General features: G+C 53.0%; 16 protein-coding genes. 13 read left to right on the plus strand and 3 right to left on the minus strand.

Translation table 11 applies throughout. The annotated features are described in order from the left end of the window. Positions 1 to 43 precede the first annotated feature (43 nt). From mrdA to lipB, 7 genes are all read left to right on the plus strand, one after another. Positions 44 to 1,951: a penicillin-binding protein 2 gene (mrdA, locus tag KO116_RS09480; protein WP_035557226.1), complete on the plus strand. Its 1,908-nt coding sequence runs from the start codon at positions 44 to 46 to the stop codon at positions 1,949 to 1,951. A gap of 3 nt (positions 1,952 to 1,954) precedes the next feature. Beyond that, on the plus strand, positions 1,955 to 3,115 hold the full coding sequence (gene rodA, locus KO116_RS09485) for a rod shape-determining protein RodA (RefSeq protein WP_035557229.1): 1,161 nt from the start codon (positions 1,955 to 1,957) through the stop codon (positions 3,113 to 3,115). A gap of 121 nt (positions 3,116 to 3,236) precedes the next feature. Then, positions 3,237 to 4,304, plus strand: coding sequence for a lytic murein transglycosylase B (mltB, locus tag KO116_RS09490; RefSeq protein WP_035557231.1), 1,068 nt, complete (start codon positions 3,237 to 3,239; stop codon positions 4,302 to 4,304). Continuing rightward, on the plus strand, positions 4,301 to 5,347 hold the full coding sequence (locus KO116_RS09495; protein WP_035557234.1) for a septal ring lytic transglycosylase RlpA family protein: 1,047 nt from the start codon (positions 4,301 to 4,303) through the stop codon (positions 5,345 to 5,347). Before mltB ends, KO116_RS09495 begins: the two co-directional genes overlap by 4 nt. A gap of 97 nt (positions 5,348 to 5,444) precedes the next feature. Further along, a complete protein-coding gene (locus tag KO116_RS09500) occupies positions 5,445 to 6,659 on the plus strand; it encodes a D-alanyl-D-alanine carboxypeptidase family protein (protein ID WP_035557236.1) in 1,215 nt (404 codons plus the stop codon). 53 nt (positions 6,660 to 6,712) lie between these two features. Next, positions 6,713 to 7,024 carry an HP0495 family protein gene (locus tag KO116_RS09505; protein ID WP_035557238.1) on the plus strand — a complete coding sequence of 104 codons (312 nt, stop codon included), beginning with the start codon at positions 6,713 to 6,715 and terminating at the stop codon, positions 7,022 to 7,024. Between the two features lie 2 nt (positions 7,025 to 7,026). Further along, on the plus strand, positions 7,027 to 7,680 hold the full coding sequence (gene lipB, locus KO116_RS09510; protein ID WP_035557241.1) for a lipoyl(octanoyl) transferase LipB: 654 nt from the start codon (positions 7,027 to 7,029) through the stop codon (positions 7,678 to 7,680). Between the two features lie 63 nt (positions 7,681 to 7,743). Here the strand turns inward: lipB and lipA are convergent, their stop codons facing one another. Together lipA and KO116_RS09520 are read right to left on the minus strand one after the other, a co-directional pair. Then, a complete protein-coding gene (lipA, locus tag KO116_RS09515) occupies positions 7,744 to 8,802 on the minus strand; it encodes a lipoyl synthase (RefSeq protein ID WP_008956605.1) in 1,059 nt (352 codons plus the stop codon). A gap of 172 nt (positions 8,803 to 8,974) precedes the next feature. Further along, positions 8,975 to 9,961 (minus strand): LysR family transcriptional regulator, encoded by a 987-nt coding sequence (locus KO116_RS09520; RefSeq protein WP_035557245.1) that lies wholly within the window; start codon positions 9,959 to 9,961, stop codon positions 8,975 to 8,977. Positions 9,962 to 10,208: 247 nt separating this feature from the next. Between KO116_RS09520 and KO116_RS09525 the strand changes: the two genes are divergently transcribed. From KO116_RS09525 to KO116_RS09550, 6 genes are all read left to right on the plus strand, one after another. Beyond that, positions 10,209 to 12,767, plus strand: a complete 2,559-nt coding sequence (locus KO116_RS09525) for a DUF3141 domain-containing protein (protein ID WP_035557248.1) — start codon at positions 10,209 to 10,211, stop codon at positions 12,765 to 12,767. 293 nt (positions 12,768 to 13,060) lie between these two features. Further along, positions 13,061 to 15,688 (plus strand): type I DNA topoisomerase, encoded by a 2,628-nt coding sequence (gene topA, locus KO116_RS09530; protein ID WP_035557252.1) that lies wholly within the window; start codon positions 13,061 to 13,063, stop codon positions 15,686 to 15,688. Then, positions 15,685 to 16,146 (plus strand): DUF6586 family protein, encoded by a 462-nt coding sequence (locus KO116_RS09535; RefSeq protein ID WP_035557255.1) that lies wholly within the window; start codon positions 15,685 to 15,687, stop codon positions 16,144 to 16,146. Before topA ends, KO116_RS09535 begins: the two co-directional genes overlap by 4 nt. Before the next feature lie 52 nt (positions 16,147 to 16,198). Then, positions 16,199 to 16,663, plus strand: a complete 465-nt coding sequence (locus KO116_RS09540) for a hypothetical protein (RefSeq protein WP_035557258.1) — start codon at positions 16,199 to 16,201, stop codon at positions 16,661 to 16,663. 154 nt (positions 16,664 to 16,817) lie between these two features. After that, a complete protein-coding gene (locus KO116_RS09545) occupies positions 16,818 to 17,447 on the plus strand; it encodes a L,D-transpeptidase family protein (RefSeq protein WP_035557261.1) in 630 nt (209 codons plus the stop codon). A 225-nt stretch (positions 17,448 to 17,672) separates the two neighbouring features. Beyond that, the gene (locus tag KO116_RS09550) at positions 17,673 to 17,936 is read left to right on the plus strand and encodes an Lpp/OprI family alanine-zipper lipoprotein (RefSeq protein ID WP_022523170.1); all 264 of its coding nucleotides are present in this window, start codon (positions 17,673 to 17,675) and stop codon (positions 17,934 to 17,936) included. A 186-nt stretch (positions 17,937 to 18,122) separates the two neighbouring features. Here the strand turns inward: KO116_RS09550 and KO116_RS09555 are convergent, their stop codons facing one another. Beyond that, on the minus strand, positions 18,123 to 19,274 hold the full coding sequence (locus tag KO116_RS09555; RefSeq protein ID WP_035557264.1) for a L,D-transpeptidase family protein: 1,152 nt from the start codon (positions 19,272 to 19,274) through the stop codon (positions 18,123 to 18,125). Between the last annotated feature and the right edge of the window lie 28 nt (positions 19,275 to 19,302).

Below are 19,302 nucleotides of genomic sequence, written 5' to 3' on the forward strand. Positions count from 1 at the left end.
TGTCCTGTTGCGCCTTTTGTTTGATTTGAGAGTCTTCGTTGCCATGCTCAAGCGCCCCAACACGCTAAAAAACTCCGAGCAAGAACTGCGTATTTTTCGTGTTAGAGCGCTGCTCGCCGTGTTGGTGGTATTGACCCTTGCCAGCTTGCTAACGGGGCGGCTTATTTATTTACAGATCGTCCAGCACGACATGTATAGCACGCGCTCTGAAAATAACCGGGTTCGCGTCGAACCGCTGCCGCCTAACCGGGGGTTAATTTACGATCGTAATGGCGTACTGTTAGCTGAAAACCGTCCAACCTATAACCTGACCCTCGTTCGCGAGCGCGTCGATAATCTGGATGAAACGCTGGCGTTGCTGGTAGAGCTTCTTGAGTTGCCTGAAGAAGAGATTGAAGCGTTTAACGTGCGCTCACGCCAGCGCCAGCGACCTTTCCAACCAGCGCTGCTTACCAGTGATCTAAGTGAAGACCAAATTGCCCGTTTGGCAGTTAACCGCCACCGCCTACCAGGGGTGGAGATAGAGGCTCAGCCGCTGCGGTTTTATCCTGATGCCGAGATAATGGCCCATGCGCTAGGTTACGTTGGCCGCATTAATGCTGAAGAGATGGAAACGCTGGATGCAGGTCGTTACGCCGGTACTCACTTTATCGGTAAAACCGGTATTGAACGTTTTTACGAAGAAGAGCTTCATGGTGAGGCGGGTTTACGCAAAGTGGAAACGAACGCCCGCGGAAGAGTATTACGAGAACTAGGGCGCACTGACCCGGTACCTGGGAAGAATTTGACATTAACGCTGGATAAGTCGCTCCAGATGCTGGCTTATGAACTGTTAGATGGCCGTCGCGGTTCTATCGTCGCTATCGTGCCAGCCACAGGTGAGATTCTTGCTATGGTCTCGACGCCGGGGTTTGACAGTAATCAGTTTGTCACCGGCATTGATGTGGCTTCTTATCGTGGTTTGCAGGAGGATCTCGATTTACCGCTCTTTAATCGCGCTATCCGCGGCCATTATCCTCCTGGCTCTACCATTAAGCCCTTTCTAGCGCTGGCCGGGTTGGTGGAGGGCGTCATTACCCCGGATAGCACGATTAATGATCCTGGTTATTATCAGTTACCTAACGACTCCCGGCGTTACCGCAACTGGTTGCGCTGGGGGCATGGCCGTGTCGATATGGAGCGTTCCCTAGCCGTTTCCAATAACACTTACTACTACACCTTGGCACATGATTTAGGCATCGATAATCTCCATGAACAGATGAGTAATTTTGGCTTTGGTCAGCGTGTGGCCCATGACGTACAAGGAGAAAGCAGCGCTTTGATGCCCTCACGTGATTGGAAACGAGGACGCTTTAACCAGCCCTGGTATCCCGGTGAGACCCTATCCGTGGGGATTGGGCAAGGCTACTGGCAGGTGACGCCTTTGCAGTTAGCCAGTGCCACTGCCACGCTGGCCAATCGCGGCCACTGGGTGAAACCTCGCTTGGCACGCCAGATTGGCGATACCCCTGTCCCCCGCGACCTGCCCGATACCTTGGATGACATTCAGTTAGCCAATGATAACTGGTGGAATCGAGTATTCAGCGGTATGGAGAAGGTGATTAGTGGCACCGAAGGGACCGCGCGTCGAACTGGCGTGGGCCTTGAGTATCGCATGGGCGGTAAGTCAGGCACGGCACAGGTGTTTTCGCTGGGTCAGGATCAACGTTATAACGCTGATGAGTTAGCGGAGCGGTTACGTGACCACGCGCTGTTTATGGCCTTCGCGCCACTGGAAGATCCTCAGATTGCGGTATCCGTTATTGTTGAAAACGCAGGCGGCGGCAGTACGCATGCGGCTCATTTGGCGCGCGCTATGACGGATGCCTGGTTACTCGAGGATGAGGCGCCGGACGCAGAAGAAGTACGCGAAGTGTTAGAAGAAGATAACGCCAACGTGGAGGGTAACTAACCCATGCCTTGGCACTATCTAGCGCGCTCTATGCGTGGTTACCCTGTTCGCCCGCCCGAAAGCGGCATCGCCCGGCGTAAAAGTATTTGGGAGCGAATCCATCTAGACCCCTGGCTGCTTGGCTTGCTACTGGTATTGATGAGCAGTGGTTTAATCGTTCTTTATAGCGCTTCTGGGCAATCCATTGATGCCGTGATTGCTCAGAGCGTACGGTTTTGCATCGCCCTGGTGGCGATGGTCACCATCGCCCAATTTTCACCTTCTACTTTTTTGCGCTTCGCTCCGCTTGCCTATGGCATTGGGGTTGCCATGCTGGTGGCCGTTGATGTATTCGGTGATGTGGGGATGGGCGCTAAGCGCTGGTTGGTCATTCCTGGCGTCATACGTTTTCAACCCTCGGAAATGATGAAACTGGCGGCCCCGTTAATGGTGGCGGCCTATCTTAATCGCTGTGAGTTGCCGCCGCGTCTGCGCGATATACTGGTGTGTGGGGTTATCATCGGCGTACCCGTCGTGCTGACGGCTATTCAGCCTGACTTGGGAACCTCATTGCTGGTAGCCAGTGCTGCTCTTATCGTGGTTCTGCTGGCAGGTTTGTCGTGGCGTTTGATCGGATTTATTGCGGCGCTGGGGGCCGCCGGGGTGCCGGTGTTATGGATGAATATGCATAACTATCAGCGTCAGCGCGTGTTGACTTTTTTGAACCCTGAAAGCGACCCGCTGGGCTCTGGCTGGAATATCATTCAGTCAACCACCGCCATAGGTAGCGGTGGATTGTGGGGGAAAGGGTGGCTGCAGGGTACCCAGTCCCAGTTAGAGTTTTTGCCAGAACGGCATACGGATTTCATTATTGCCGTTTTAGGCGAAGAGTTTGGTTTAGTGGGTATGCTGGTGCTTTTGTGCCTGTATCTATTAATCGTGAGTCGTGGTGTATGGATGGCAAGCGCTGCCCAGGATACCTTTGGCCGCTTAGTCGCAGGCAGTATCATCCTCACCTTTTTTATCTATGTATTTGTCAATATGGGCATGGTGAGTGGCATTCTGCCTGTCGTGGGTGTGCCGCTACCATTGGTTAGCTTTGGCGGCACCTCAAGCGTGACCTTGTTGGCGGGTTTCGGTATTCTCATGTCCATACATGCTCATCGTCGGCTGCTGTCGCGCTAGCAAAGTTGCCCAGCCCAAACATATAGTTCAGACGCCTGTGTTGCTCGGCAATGGAGAACTCAGGAATAGATGGTTCTGGAATTAATCGTTTTGGGATAAAGAGCTCAGGAGTGGAGAGTTAATGAACAAGGTTCAAGGGAAGACGAGCCGCTATTTTTTGGCAGCCATGATGTGCTGGGTAACGCCCATATCAATTGCTGATGAGCCTTCTCAGGATGAAGCTACCCCACAGCACTTTGCACCTCAGCAAAATGCTGACAGCCAAGCGCTGATGGAAGAGCTAGTTGAGCAAGGGGTGCCACAAACATGGCTGGAAGAGGCGCTCGGGCAGGCTAATTATACCCAAAGTGTATTGGACGCTATGGAAGGGGCCGCCGAGCGACGTTTAAAGTGGCATGAGTATCGCGCTATTTTCATGACCCAGCAGCGCATTGAGGAGGGCGTTGAATTTATCGATGCGCATGCTGACGCCTTGGCGCGAGCCGAAAGTACCTATGGTGTTCCCGCTGAAATAATTACCGCTATTATTGGCGTTGAAACTTACTACGGCCGTCATAAAGGCCAGCACCGTGTATTGGATTCGCTAGCCACGCTGGCGTTTCATCATCCGGTGAGAGGCGCTTTTTTTCGGGGTGAGCTGGCAGCATTTTTACGTATTGCGTACGAGCAGCAGGTCGACCCTACTGGGCTGCGCGGCTCTTATGCAGGTGCTATGGGCTATCCGCAGTTTATCCCCACCAGTTACCAAGCCTATGCGGTAGATTTTGATGACGATGGCCGCCGCGATCTGTGGGAAAACCCAGTCGATGCGATTGGTAGTGTCGCTAATTACTTTGCCGAACATAACTGGAAACCAGGGGCTGATATTTATCACCAGGCCAGTGGGCCAGACGAATTGTCTAGGGAGCTATTACAGGAGTTCTCGTTTAACCAAGCGTCGCCTCCTGCAGTGAGTGTCGCTCAACTGGCCGCGCATGGACTGATGCCTGAGGATTCTCTAGATAGTGAATTGTTAGTCGCGCCGTTGGCGCTTGAGTTCGCTGATGGCGAGACCCACTATCGGTTCGGCGAGTATAATTTTTATGTGATTACTCGCTATAACCATAGTCACCTGTATGCCATGGCTGTAGCCGAGTTGGCGGAAGAGATCGCCACATTGCACGATAAGCTGCATGAGGACGAGGCATGAATAGCAAACTGACGATAACCAGGCGTGCTGGCGGGGTAATCGCCTTGCTGGCGCTGGTCAGTGGTTGTGCTAGCAATGATACCCAGCGTATTGATGTGCCTAGCTCGGCCAATCAAGCAGCTGCCCCTAGTTCGTCGGCCGCTACGAGTGACGGTCGTTACGCCATGAGCGGAGATGCCTACCCACTTGAACCGCCGGATGTTACCAAAGTGCCCGATGCAGAGCCGCGCGTTGAGCAGCCCTCCCGAGGTGGCAACCGCTCAACCTATGAGGTGTGGGGAAAAACCTACCATGTACTGCCTGATGCCACAGGCTACGAAAAACGCGGTACGGCCTCTTGGTATGGTGAAAAATTCCACGGCTATGCGACCTCAAACGGCGAAATTTACGATATGTATAAAATGTCGGCAGCTCACCGTTCGTTGCCCTTACCCACGTTTGCTCGGGTAACCAGCTTGGATAACGGGCAATCGGTGATTGTCAGGGTAAATGATCGCGGCCCGTTTCATAGTGACCGTGAAATAGATCTCTCGTATGCGGCAGCGGCACGATTGGGCTTTCTCGACAATGGCACCGGCTCCGTTAAAGTTGAAGCGATCAACCCGGAACAGTGGCTAGCCGAGCGTGGTCGAGGGGGAAGTGGTTCTTCCCAACAAGCAAGCACTCCAGAGCCGAGGCAAGTTGCTTCAAACGCTCCGTCGGCTGTTGCCCGGCAAACGGCGTCTAATATTTCAGTATCTAATTCCTCAGTGCCTACTGCTTCAGCGCCTGCTGCGTCCTCTCGAGAATCGGTATCTCAGCCGACGCCAAGCCAAGGCGAATCAGATGGCGAAGTTTATCTACAAATTGCCGCGTTAGGGAATCCAGAAGGCGCTCAGCAGTTACAGCAGCGTTTACAGGGGGAGCAGCCTCACGACGTGCGTATTATGAGTGATGCTGACGTCTACCGTGTGCAAGTAGGTCCGATTAGGCCGGGGCAGGAGACTCAAGCACGTGAAACGCTGCGTCAAGCAGGGTTCCCCCAGGTCTTTGTTGTGCGATAATTAGCACCCTATTTATTTCTTGTGGCGCGTTTTACGCGCCGCCTTGTTTTTAAAAAAAGCTTTACAAGTAAGCTTTCAAGTAAGTGAGACTGACGTTATGAACGTGTTTACATCCATTGGCCGCTCTGCACGCCTATGCCTTTTTGCTGCAATGGCGACGGTTGCTGTGCCTGCCAGTGCACAGCAAGTTCCTCAACCGGTAATTCCGCAGCCGCAAACCATTATTCCTGCGGCCCCTCAGTTAGCGGCGAGTTCGTGGATACTCATGGATGCCAACAGTGGTCGCATTTTGGCGGAGCATAATTCGGATGAACGCCTTCCGCCGGCCAGTTTGACCAAGTTGATGACAGCCTATTTGGTTGAGCGTGAGCTTGATCGAGGCACTATTAATCTGACTGACATGATTAATATTAGTGAGAACGCGTGGCGTACCGGCGGCTCTAAAATGTTTATCGAGGTGGGTGATCAAGTTTCAGTAGATGACCTTCTTCATGGAATTATTATTGTGTCGGGCAACGATGCCAGTGTCGCCATGGCCGAGCATTTAGCCGGTGGAGAAACGCCCTTTGCGGACCTAATGAATCAGCATGCCACTCGGCTGGGCATGAATAATACAAATTTCCAAAATGCCACGGGCTTGCCGGGCGAGCAGCACTACTCAACTGCCCATGATATGGCACGCTTATCGCAGCACATTATTAATGATTATCCCGAACATTATGAAATTTACTCCCAGCGTACCTTCTCTTATGGCGGCATCGACCAGCCCAACCGCAACCGTTTGCTGTGGCGTGACCCTTCGGTCGACGGCCTAAAAACCGGCTGGACCACAGAGGCTGGTTTTTGCCTAGTCTCGTCGGCTAAGCGTGACGATATGCGCTTGATTTCCGTTGTGATGGGGACCACCTCCGATGAGGCGCGTGCTCAGGAAACGCAAAAGCTACTCAGCTATGGTTTCCGCTTTTTCGAGACCATGAAGCTTTACGAGCGTGGTGCTGTTTTGGCCACGCCGCGTGTGTGGGGTGGCGATATTAACGAATTACGCGTGGGGGTCGATGAAGAGGTCTTTATGACCTTGCCGCGTAACCGTAATGAAGAACTGCGCGCGCGCCTTAATCTGAACCCGGATCTTCAGGCCCCGATTGCTATTGGTGATGAGGTCGGCACCCTTGAGGTTCATCTGGGCGACGAGGTGGTCGGTGAGCGTCGCTTGGTGGCCTTGGAAAACATTGAAGAGGGCGGTCTCTTCAAGCGTTTGTTTGATCAGGTGCAGCGCTTCTTTAGTGGCCTAATCAGCAACTTTACCGACTAAAGTTTGATTAGGTTTAAGCCGTTGGTTTTGTTTTTTGCAATGATGGGGTTGCTATGAAAAAAGGTACGCCACAAGGACTGCGTGATTTGCGCCAACCGGCGGTTCAAGAGCCGCCTAAAATCACTTTTCCCTGTGATTACTCGTTAAAAGTCGTCGGCGATGCCGCCGAAGACTTTCCTGCCTGTGTGTGTCAGGTCATTGTGCGCCATGCGCCTGATTTCGACGCCACGACAATGCAGGTAGTTGATAGCCGTAATGGTCGTTTCCAATCGGTTCGTGTGGTGATTAGAGCGACTGGAGAGCAGCACATTAAAGAGCTGTTTGAGGCGTTAAAAGCCACCGGTCGTGTGCATATGGTGGTGTAAGCGTGAGCGACGCCGAGCCAATCAAGCTGCATTCCTTAGGGCGCCAACCCTATCTTCCGGTTTGGGAGGCAATGCGTGCGCTGACCGATACGCGCGATGCTAATACCCCTGATCAGTTCTGGTTGGTTGAGCACGATCCGGTGTTTACTCAAGGGCAGGCAGGTAAGCCAGAGCACTTACTTCTGCCCGGTGACATTCCAGTCGTACATACCGATAGGGGCGGGCAGGTGACCTACCACGGCCCTGGGCAAGTGGTGCTGTATCCGTTGCTGGATGTACGACGAGGTAAAATTGGCGTGCGCGATTTAGTTACTGCATTGGAGAATGCGGTAATTGATGTTTTAAGCAGCTATGGGGTAAGCGCGCGTGCGCGCCCCGATGCGCCAGGGGTCTATGTCATGACAGCGGCGGGTGAGGCCAAAATTGCCTCATTAGGTCTACGTATTCGGCGTGGTGCAAGCTTTCATGGCGTGGCATTAAATGTCGATGGCGATCTAGCGCCTTTTTTACGAATTAACCCCTGCGGTTATGCAGGTATGCCCATGGTGAGGTTGGCCGATTTTACGGCACTGCCAAGTGATCATCGGGTCGGAGAGCAGTTGGCGAAAGCGCTAGCCAAACGGCTAAATCGTGAATTAGTCAGTGTAGATAGCTAGCCCCTGTAAAAAGGGAGCCACTGGCTCCCCGTTTCAGCAAACTCTATAGCGCTAGAGTTAGGCCTATCCTACGTTTAGCGCTGGAATAATGTTGGGATTCGCTTCTTGTTCCTGACCAGGAATTGCAGCGGGTGAGGCGAGCCCCAGGTTGTTCTTTTCAAACACGCGATCAGCGCGATAGCTGGAGCGCACCAGCGGGCCCGAAGGCACTTCCATAAAGCCTTTCTCCAAACCGATCACGCGGTAGCGGTCAAACTCTTCTGGCGTTACCCAGCGCTCTACCGACAAGTGATTTTTGGTTGGACGCAGATATTGACCAAGCGTGACGATATCGACACCGATTTCACGCAGATCATCAAAAGTCTGCAAAATCTCTTCGTCAGTTTCCCCCAGCCCCAGCATCAAACTGGTTTTGGTGATGATGTCAGGACGGTAGCGCTTGGCATGGGCAAGCACATCAAGCGTTTTACGATAACCGGCTCGCCGATCGCGTACACGGCCTGTTAATCGTTCAACGGTTTCAACATTTTGGGCAAATACTTGTAACCCAGAATCAACAACGCGCTCAATAGCACTCAGCTCGCCATCGAAGTCAGGCGTTAAGGCTTCCACGACTACTTCAGGCGTGCGCGCTTTAATGGCACTAATACAGTTGGCATAGTGCGATGCACCGCCATCGTCGAGATCGTCACGGTCTACCGAGGTGAGCACGATGTAACGAAGGCCCATTAACTCCACTGACTTCGCGGTGTTTTCAGGTTCTTCATGATCGAGCCAGCCTTGTGGGTTGCCGGTATCTACCGCGCAGAATCGACAGGCGCGGGTGCATACTGACCCCATAAGCATGATGGTCGCCGTACCGTTGCTCCAGCACTCGCCCATATTGGGGCAATGAGATTCAGCGCAAACGGTGCTCAGTCGGTGAGTGGCGACGTTTTTCTTGACCGCCTCAAAACGCTCCCCTCCAGGGATCTGTGCGCGCAGCCACTTGGGCTTGCGTTCAAGAGAAGGGGCTTCTGCCTGCGCTTTGCGCTGCTTCATGCCATCCTTGATCACCGACATGCCATGTTCATTACGGAATTTTTCACCGCTAGACACGCGTTGCGGAGGGATATTGCTCATAGGGACAGAGCCTCTCTTTTGTGCGGTAGGCCAAGTACGTTTGCGGGCGTTAAGCCCTTACAAGACCTGCCAATTGATACCTGATTAATTAATACGAAGTGCATCCGATATTTCATCGTGCTAATAGCTACTAATGTAACATATTTCACTGTCAACAGGACACCGCATGACCCTAGGGCGCAAGCATTGGCAGGCAAGCGACGCCGTGGCTCGGTAACGGGCTTGAAGGCGCTTGAAAATGGCGGCGATAATCGGGTAAGTGCTCACGGATAAAGCTTAAGAAAAGCTCTGCCACCGGTGTGGGAAAACGTTCCCGCGCATACACCGTGCACCAGGATCGGTGGATCGGAAAATCGGGAAGCCCAAGCTCAAAAAGTAACCCTTGCTCAAGTTCAAGCTGTACCGCCAAGCGGGGGAGAACGGCAACGCCTAAGTGGGCCATTACTCCGCCTTTAATGGCTTCATTGGTGCCCAGCTCAATACAGTGGGGAAGGGCGACCTGCTGATTGGCGGCCATTTGTTCAAAGGCATTGCGCACGCCAGAACCCGGCTCACGCATTAACACGTAGTGGCGTGCGAAGTCTGCCAGGGAGGGCTCCGGCATGGAGAGCAGGGGGTGTTCCGGCCAAACCACAGCGATTAATTCATTATCAAGAATCGGCATCACTACTAAGCGATCATCCTCTGGCACCATCGCCATAATAACGAGATCATCCTGCTGCTCAGTCAACCGCTCTAGGGCTTGGCTGCGATTGCATACCTTTAAGCGAACGTGCACCTCTGGGTAGTGAGCGCGGAAACGGGCGAGTAAGTAAGGTACGACATATTGCGCAGAGGATACTGCCGCAATATTAAGTTCACCGCTTATTTTGCCGTTAATGTCCGATAGGTTCATTTCCAGGCGTGAAAGCTGACCAAAAATTTCTCGTGTCGAATGGGCGAGCGTATCTGCGGCGGGAAGCGTGTGGAGCGTTTTGCCCGCGTAGTTAAAAAGTGGCTGCCCCAACGCCAGCTCAAGCTGGCGTATTTGTGCGCTCACCGCGGGCTGGGTAAGCCCTAGCTGCTCAGCTGCGCGAGAATAAGAGCGTTGCCGGTGCACCGCCTGGAAGACCTGTAGTTGCCGAAATGTAAGGCGATTGAGCAGAGTAGGGGATGACATAGCAACCTCGTAGTGAACACTCTTTAATGTCGCTAGGACTAATGCCCAATACAGGCTTTATCGCCAGCGCAACGCATGCTAACACTGAATCTTTGGCGCTGCTGAAAGAGCGTTATGTCGCCCCTTGGTCGTAAATATTAGGGGTAAAGATCGACGTCGCGCATGTAGTGGCCTAAACTATATTGCATTGCAGCATCCTCATTGCTGCCCGGTTTGATGCCGGCGCATCAACCCCATGGGAGAACCTATGAACTTTCTCGCCAATCCTTTGCTAACCACCAGCGCTTTTACTGACGCCTGGCTAAAGCAACAAAATGGCTCCACAGCGTTGCCAAGTAGTGAACCGATCGCTTCCTTATTCGACCCATTTGGGTTTGGACGGGCGGCCTTCGGTTACTGGCGCGATAGCATGGAGCGTAGCGTTTTGTACCTGGACGTTATGCGCGAGCGTGGTAATCAGTACCTTGAACATATGGAGCAAACCAAGCCCAGTGTGTTGGGGTTTGATACCGAAGTGCTGCTGGATGGGCGGACGCTACCGCGGCCAACTAACTATGAACTGCTGCGCGTACTGCCCCATGAAGGGACTGAAACTGACCTACAAAAACGTCCTTTCGTAGTGATCGACCCGCGAGCGGGGCATGGGCCAGGGATTGGTGGCTTTAAGCCAGACAGCGAGTTGGGGGTGGCGCTAAAAGCGGGGCATCCCTGCTACTTTATTGGTTTTTTACCATTTCCTGAGCCGGGTCAAACCGTCGAGGACGTAGTTGATTCAGAAATTGCATTTCTACGCCATGTAATTGAGCTTCACCCCGAAACCACCGAAAAGCCAATGGTGGTGGGCAATTGCCAAGCAGGCTGGCAAATCATGATGGCGGCCGCACTAGAGCCAGATGTGTTTGGGCCGATCCTTATTGCCGGTGCGCCGCTTTCTTATTGGGCGGGCGAGCATGGTAAAGCCCCAATGCGTTATACGGGCGGTATGACCGGGGGTAGTTGGATTACGGCACTCACTAGCGACATTGGCAATGGCCTGTTTGACGGGGCGTGGTTGGTGCAGAATTTTGAGCGCCTCAACCCTGCTAATACGTACTGGAAAAAACAGTATCACCTTTACGATAACATCGATACAGAAGCGGGCCGATACCTCGACTTTGAACGCTGGTGGGGCGGTCACGTCCTGTTGGGCGGTGAAGAAATTCAATATATTGTCGATAATCTGTTTGTGGGCAATCGACTTTCTACCGCGCAGTTGGTGACTCGTGATGGGCGCCGAATCGACCTACGGAATGTGCGCTCACCGATCGTGGTGTTCTGTTCTCGTGGGGACGATATTACCCCGCCGCCGCAAGCGTTGGGCTGGATTCGTGATTTATATGAAAACACAGATGACATCATCGCCAACGAGCAAACTATCGTCTATTGCCAGCATGATACTACCGGCCACCTAGGTATATTTGTTTCGGGTAGCGTGTCGCGTAAAGAGCATACCGAATTCACTGCCAATATGGATTACATCGACGTACTCCCGCCTGGGCTGTACGAAACCTCCATATCCCCGGCGGAAAAGGGCGAAGATGCCGAGCTGTTCGAGCGTGATTATCTGCTCGAATTTATGCCGCGTAACTTTGAAGAGTTAGATCAGGCAGTGATGCACAAGCCTGAGGATGATCGTCGCTTTGCCACCGTGGCGCGTATATCAGAAATTAATTTGGGGCTGTATCGGATTTTTATGCAGCCCTGGCTAAAAGCTATTATGACGCCGGAAGCTGCCCGCTTTATTCGTCGTATGCACCCGATCCGGCTGGGCTACAAACTGCTTTCCGACCGTAACCCGCTTTCCGTGCCGTTACCGGTAATGGCAGAAGCGGTGCGTAAAAATCGTCACCCTGTGTCTCAAGATAATCTTTTTAAAGCACTTGAAACCATGGGCTCTGACCAGTTGGTTGCAAGCCTCAATGCGGTGCGCGACTTACGCGATAGTAGCACCGAAAAAATGTTTATGGATATTTACGGCCAGCCGCTGTTGCAGGCCGCCGTAGGCCTTTATGGCGATGCCCATGTGCATCGCCGCCGCCCCGGGGCTGAGCCCGAGCACCACCGCTTCATGGAGCAGCGTCAGGAAGCGCTGCGCGAGAAGATTACCCACGGCGGTGCGCACGAAGCGGTGATGCGCTCGCTGATCTACGTGCTCGGCGGTGCTCCAGCCACGGATGAGCGTAACTTTAAGCGGTTACGCGCCTCCCGTGCCGAGCTTGAACCAGGCATAGAGCTGAGTGAATTTAAACGCCTAGTGCGTGAGCAGTTCTTTATCTTGAAGCTGGATCGTGAGCAAGCGCTGAATGCACTGCCTATTTTGCTCAAGGGTAATAGCAACGACGATATCGATGGTTATATTAGCCATCTTGAGCACGTGTTTGCCGCCAGTGGCGAGCTTTCGGAGCATGCTGCAAATCGCTTTGTTCAGATAAAGGCGCTTTTTGATCAGGCGCGGCCTAGCAAAAAGGAAGCACCTGCTACTCCTAACGCTGCCAAGGCAAAGGCGAAAACATCTACAAAGTCACAAACGGCTACGACTGGCGTGGTTGGTAAAGCTGTTAAATCGGAAGGAGCTAGTCAGGCAAAAGCTAATGCAGAAGAAGCTAAGCCAAAAGCAGCTAAGCTAACTTCTGTTGAGCCCTCGGCTGCGCCTGACAAAGCAGAGGGAAAAGCCACTAAACCCTCTGCAGCCGATGAGGAAAGCACCAAGTCAACAGTGAAATCTGACAGCGCTAACGAAGGTAATAAGCCATCTGACAAACGCTAAAACAGTATGTTAGCTCACAGCGCCCCCGCCTATATGGTGGGGGCGCTTTGTTTGTCTGTGTGCCTTTTGGGTTGCCGTAATGCCAGTGGCAGTCTAGTGTCTAGCTACTCTTTGTCTGAAATCTACGGATTCTTCCTACGGCTTGGTTGCTACTGGCGCTTAGCCAAGGGCTGGGGTAGGGTAGGCGCATTTTTTCATCCGTATCTTTGTTAATGGGCTGTTTCATCCCGGCGATACGGCACCGAATTTAGAGCACGTGCTAGACAGCCCGTGCATTAGGAAAGTGGAGCACTATGGGCAAGTCACTGGTCATCGTCGAGTCGCCAGCTAAAGCGAAGACGATTAACAAATATCTCGGCAACGATTTCATCGTGAAGTCGAGCGTGGGTCACATTCGTGACCTGCCGACCAGCGGCTCAGGTAAGGCAGCCTCCGACCCTAAGGAGCGCGCACGCCAGGCCGCAGCGACACGCAAGATGTCGGCGGAAGAGAAGGTGGAATATAAGAAGCGTAAGAGCCAAGATCAGCTAATTCGGCGGATGGGGATTGACCCTAACAACGGCTGGGAAGCCCGCTATGAGGTGCTGCCCGGAAAAGAGAAAGTCGTTGCCGAGCTAAAGAAGCTGGCTGAGAAAGCTGACGCTGTCTATCTCGCAACGGATTTGGATCGCGAAGGGGAAGCCATTGCCTGGCACCTGCGTGAGACTATCGGTGGAGACGACAGCCGCTATAAGCGCGTGGTGTTTAATGAAATCACCAAAAATGCCATTCAGGACGCGTTCAAAGCGCCGGGCGCGCTAAATATCCCTCGGGTGGAAGCACAGCAAGCTAGGCGTTTCCTGGATCGCGTGGTGGGCTTTATGCTTTCACCTTTGCTGTGGGCTAAAGTGGCGCGTGGGCTTTCGGCTGGCCGTGTACAGTCCGTCGCGGTGCGTCTAATTGTTGAGCGCGAGCGCGAAATTCGTGCCTTTATTCCTGAAGAGTTTTGGGATGTGCACGCGGATTTGGCTTCTCCCGAAGGTGAGCTGGTGCGTTTTGCTCTGGTTCGTCAGGATGGCAAAGCCTTTAAGCCTACCTCTGAAAGAGACACCCTGGCGCGTATTGAGCAGCTTAGAAAAGCCAAACTTGCGATTACTTCGCGGGAAGACAAGCCCACCAGTTCCAAGCCGACAGCGCCCTTTATTACCTCTACGCTACAGCAGGCCGCGAGTGGCCGGTTAGGATTTTCTGTTAAGAAGACCATGACCATGGCCCAGCGTCTGTATGAAGCGGGCTATATTACCTATATGCGTACTGACTCCACCAATCTTTCAAAAGATGCAGTGGAAGGCGTGCGCAGTTATATCGGCGAAGAGTTTGGCGAACGCTATCTGCCTGAAGCGCCTAATCGTTACAGCAGTAAAGAGAGTGCTCAAGAAGCCCACGAAGCGATTCGTCCCTCCAGCGTTGAACGCAAAGCATCAGACCTGTCCGGCATGGAGCGCGATGCAGAGCGCCTTTACGAGCTGATCTGGCGCCAGTTTGTGGCTTGCCAAATGACGCCTGCTGAGTACCTGTCCAGCACGCTTAGCGTCGAGGTTGATGGGTATGAGCTGCGTGCTAAAGGACGCGTGCTTAAATTTGATGGTTATACACGGGTGATGAAGCCCAGCGGTAAAAATGAAGATCAGAGCCTGCCTGACTTGCCTAAAGGCACGCCGATGGGGTTGGAGGCACTCGATCCTCAGCAGCACTTTACCAAGCCTGCACCGCGTTACACCGAAGCAAGCCTGGTGAAAGAGCTTGAGAAGCAGGGGATTGGTCGTCCTTCTACCTATGCATCGATTATCTCTACGATCCAGGATCGCGGCTATGTGAAGCTTGAAAACCGCCGCTTTTATGCCGAGAAGCTTGGCGATATCGTGACCGAGCGGCTGAAAGAGTCCTTCCCTGATTTGATGGATTTCTCGTTCACTGCGCGCATGGAAGATAGTCTTGATGAAGTCGCCGAAGGCGAGCGTAACTGGCAGGCTTTGCTAGATGATTTCTACGGCGAGTTTCGTGAAGAGCTAGCCAAGGCGGAGAGCGAAGATGGTATGCGGCCCAATCAGCCGGTGCCCACCAATATTGACTGTCCGAAATGTGGCCGCCATATGCAAATTCGCACCGCTTCAACAGGCGTGTTCCTGGGCTGTAGCGGCTACAATTTGCCGCCAAAAGAGCGCTGCAAGACCACCATCGATCTGATCCCAGGTGAAGAAGCGGTAGCGGAAGACGCGGGCGAAGAGGCTGAAACTAATGCGCTGCGTGCTAAGCGTCGCTGCACCAAGTGTGGCACGGCGATGGACAACTACCTGATTGATGAAACGCGTAAATTGCACATTTGTGGCAACAGCCCTGATTGTGATGGGTATGAGGTGGAGAGCGGAAAATTCAAGATTAAGGGCTATGAAGGGCCTGTGATTGAGTGCGATAAGTGTGGCGCTGAGATGCAGTTGAAATCAGGTCGCTTCGGTAAGTATTTTGGCTGCACCAATAGCGAGTGTAAAAACACTCGCAAATTATTAAAGAGCGGCGAAGTGGCACCGCCAAAAATGGATCCAATCCCGATGCCGGAGCTGGCGTGTCAAAAAGTGGACGACCATTACGTGCTGCGCGATGGCGCGAGTGGCCTATTTTTGGCGGCGAGCAAATTTCCTAAAAATCGCGAAACGCGGCCGCCGCTGGTGAAAGAGCTGAAAGCGCATGCCGAAGAGCTGCCTGAGAAGTACCATTTTATTCTCAAAGCGCCTAGCGAAGACCCCGATGGTCGCCCCGCTCAAATCCGTTATTCGCGTAAGACGAAAGAGCAGTTTGTGATGACTGACGAAGAGGGCAAAGCCACTGGCTGGAAGGCCATGTTTGAGGCTGGTAAATGGCACGTGGAGGATAAGCGCAAGTGAATGCACGCTCGCGAACCAATCAGTTGCTCTACCAAGCGGAGCTGTTAGCTATTATACCCGCAGGGGAGGATGAGCATGCCCCCGCGCGGCAGATGGCACTGGAGGAGAGCGCGTTGGCGCTCTTTGAGCTGGCGTTAGAGTCGCTTTTACGTGAAGTCACTGAGCACGCTCGCTTGCCAGAGCATCGCTGGCGTGTATTGTTATCTCAGCAAGGCCCAGCTTTGGCAGAGCTACAGCGCTTGCGCGACTTAAACGCTCAGCCGGAAAGTTGGTTGAATTGGCTGACGGGCCAGCTTGAACGCCTACATAGCGATGAAGGTGCTGCGCGGCGTACTACTCATAATCCCGCTATGATTAAGGTGGATAGTCAAGCGAGTTTGCCTCAGCAATTGCTGGATAACCTTCAGGCGGCGAAGCGCGAAATAGCTGCTCTGCGTGAAACCAGCCTGGAGTGGTAAAAGGCTCGATTTTACCCGCTGGTCAAGTAAGCACCACGAAAAGGAGATCATGATGCGCTATAACCAAGTTAAAGATTTAGTCGAATGGGCGGCAGGCTTTCACGCGCGAATGGCGCGTCAATACAGCGAGGCCGCTGATAAAGCCGACAATGAACGCTTAAAAATGGGATTAGATTATCTCGCCAGCCGTGAATTGAAGATGAAAACGGGTCTTGAAGACTTGTTCCATGATGGTATGGATCATTCTGAGGTGCTGGAGACGTGGTTCGACGAGTCGAGCGAATTCCCTGAGCCACCAGAACTGGATCAAATTGCGGAGCAAACCGTTACAGGCTCTATAGAAGATGCCATGAAAACAGCCACAACTGCCCATGAGCGTTTGCAGGCGTTGTATAAGCATCGTGCCGCACGTTCGAGAATTGAACCCGAAGCAGAGTTCTTTGATTCGCTAGCGGAAGGGCATAATTCTGAAATACGCCACATGATGGCGAGTATGGAAGAGTTACAGGGCGTTTAATGAGTATGTGCCACTGCCGAATGCATCATCGCGTCGGGACGACCCAAAGCGGCACTATGACGAAATTACTAACGGCGGATGCGGGAATAAGGTATAACAGCCATTCTATGCGTTTAGTTGGTCAACCACAGGCTACTATGTTTCGAGAGCTGCCATGTTTTTAATCAATCGCCGTCGGTTTTTAGCTATGGCGCTGAGCTTGCCAGCGGTTGCTAGCGCTGCTGTCACTGCACCTAGCCAGGCTGCTCCCTCTGACCTTATCGAAACAGTGCTAACGCGCGCCCATATGCCGCGCCATAGCAATGAGCTGTGGGTACTGATTGATGATCAAGAGGCTACACTCAGTGTGTTCCGTGGTAATGCGCTTGTAGAGCGCTATGCACCCATATCCCTAGGGCGTGCAGGGGCGAAGACTCAGCGTGTTCGTGGCGATAACGTGACTCCTAAGGGTGAGTTTCGTATCAATCGTTTTAATTACGAAAGCCAGTGGCGTACCTTTATGGGGATTGATTTCCCAACGCCAGCCCATGCACGCATGGCGCTTGAAAAAGGGATTTATTCCCAAACCGATTATGAAGATTACTTCGACTACTACCGACGTAACGGTCATCCACCGCAAAATACTGCCCTGGGTGGGGCGATTGGGATTCATGGCTTGGGTAGCGCGGACCCCGATATTCATGGTCGCTATCATTGGACTCAAGGGTGTGTCGCCGTTACCAACGAGCAAATTGATCGCTTGGCATCGCTAGTGGGTGTTGGCACCCGTGTAGTGATCCGTTAAGCTAATGCCGTTGAAGGAAGTTCGAGGTTTTAAACAAGTGGCTATAGACAACCGCTGTAGTCTATTATAAAACAGCGTTTGACTTGCGAGCATCGCAAAACAAGTCACTGTAAAGAACCTGCACCGCAGGTAGACAAATTTAAGCTAAGTACGTTAGTAAAATGCGTAGCCTTATTTTTGTCATACCCTTAATGTAGTACCCAAGGACGACTCAAGGAGAACATTATGACTTTGAAAACTACTCTGAAGATGACTGCTGCTGCCGCTTCTCTGGCAATTCTTGCAGGTTGTGCTTCTACCAGCGCGCTGGAAGAAGTTCGCATGACTGCAGAATCTGCACAAGCTGACGCTGCAGAAGCACGCAGCATGGCTTCACAGGCTATGAACACTGCAAACCAAGCCCAGCGCGATGCGCAGGCTGCTCTGCAGATGTCTGAGCAGAACCGTGAAGAAATGAACCGCATGTTCCAGCGTTCCATGCAGAAGTAATTCTGCTTGGGCTGCCGAGGGTGTCACTAGGCTCTCTCAGCAGCTGCTGGATGAAAGCTGTAGTTAGTTAATTAATATTCTGTAGTAAGCAAGGCGCCGTAAGCAGAGGCGTCAGAACAGCAGTTTTTGATACTAGCTACGCAAAAAACCCCGCCTTGGCGGGGTTTTTTGTTGCCAGGTGGTTGGTCACGCGTCTTTATCGGGGTCAGTGGCGGCGCTGAGCTTAAGCTCGTCAATCAGCTCAACAGGCTCCGGTTCTGGCTCGGGAGCCTGAGGGCCATATAGGGCGATAAATTGGCCGTCAGGAGCTTCTACGGCGCGCTGAATCTGATCCGCGTCTATTTCAACGTCCCTATCAGTAGTTAGCGCTGTTACGCGTTCAAGGGCATTAAGCAGTGGCTCAAAGCCTTCTACGTTCTCTTCCAGCTGCGGGAAAGACTGGACAAACAAGGTGCCATCGGCTGCAAAGCCCGCTTTAAACGGTGCATCCATTAGGTTGACCTGAGTGCCGCTGGGTAAGCGCTCATAGAGCGATTTGATATCTTCCGGGTACATGCGAATACAGCCTCGGCTGACGCGCATACCGACGCCATCAGGGCGGTTGGTGCCATGAATCAGGTAGCTCGGCATGGCGAGTAGAATCGCATGCTCGCCAAGCGGGTTCTGTGGGCCGGGTGGAACTACCGACGGTGCCGGCTCACCTCGTTCAGCTGCTTCGCGACGCATCGACGATGGCGGTGCCCAAGCGGGGTCTTTAACCTTAACCGTGGTGCGAGTAATGCCCACGGGAGTGGCGAACTCTTCACGCCCTACGCTGACCGGGTAAGTTTCGACAATGCCGGGCTTGTCTGCAGGGTAGTAGTAGAGGCGAAGCTCTGACAGGTTAATGACAACGCCTTCCCGCGGCGCGGGTGGCAGAATGTACTGAGCGGGGATCACCACCTCGGTACCTGCGCCGGGTACCCAGAGACTGACATCCGGGTTGGCCATACGCATCTCTTCATAGCCAATGTTGTGGCGTCGGGCGATATCGATCAGCGTCTGCTTGGGGTCTTCGACAACGACGGTGTAGCGCTCCCCGATGACATCGCCTTTTTCAGGTAGGCGGAAGTGGCCACGGGGCAGCTCGTCCTGGTCAGCAACCTGGGCGGCGCTGTCCACAGCATCGATGCTGATTTCCTGTGCTTGCTCTTGGGTCGGCTCTTCTGACTGTTCTTGTACTGGGTTTTCTGTTTGCTCGTCAGCCGATTGCGCAAAAGCAGGGCTCGCCAAGCTCGCGGCTAGTAGTACTGCCAAGCTGGTGGGGCCCCAGAGGGTAAAGGTGTCGCGAATGTTCATGGTCATTCCTAATATGTTAATTTACTGC

This window comes from Halomonas sp. KO116, assembly GCF_000734975.2.
In the GTDB taxonomy this organism is placed as follows: Bacteria; Pseudomonadota; Gammaproteobacteria; order Pseudomonadales; family Halomonadaceae; genus Vreelandella; species Vreelandella glaciei.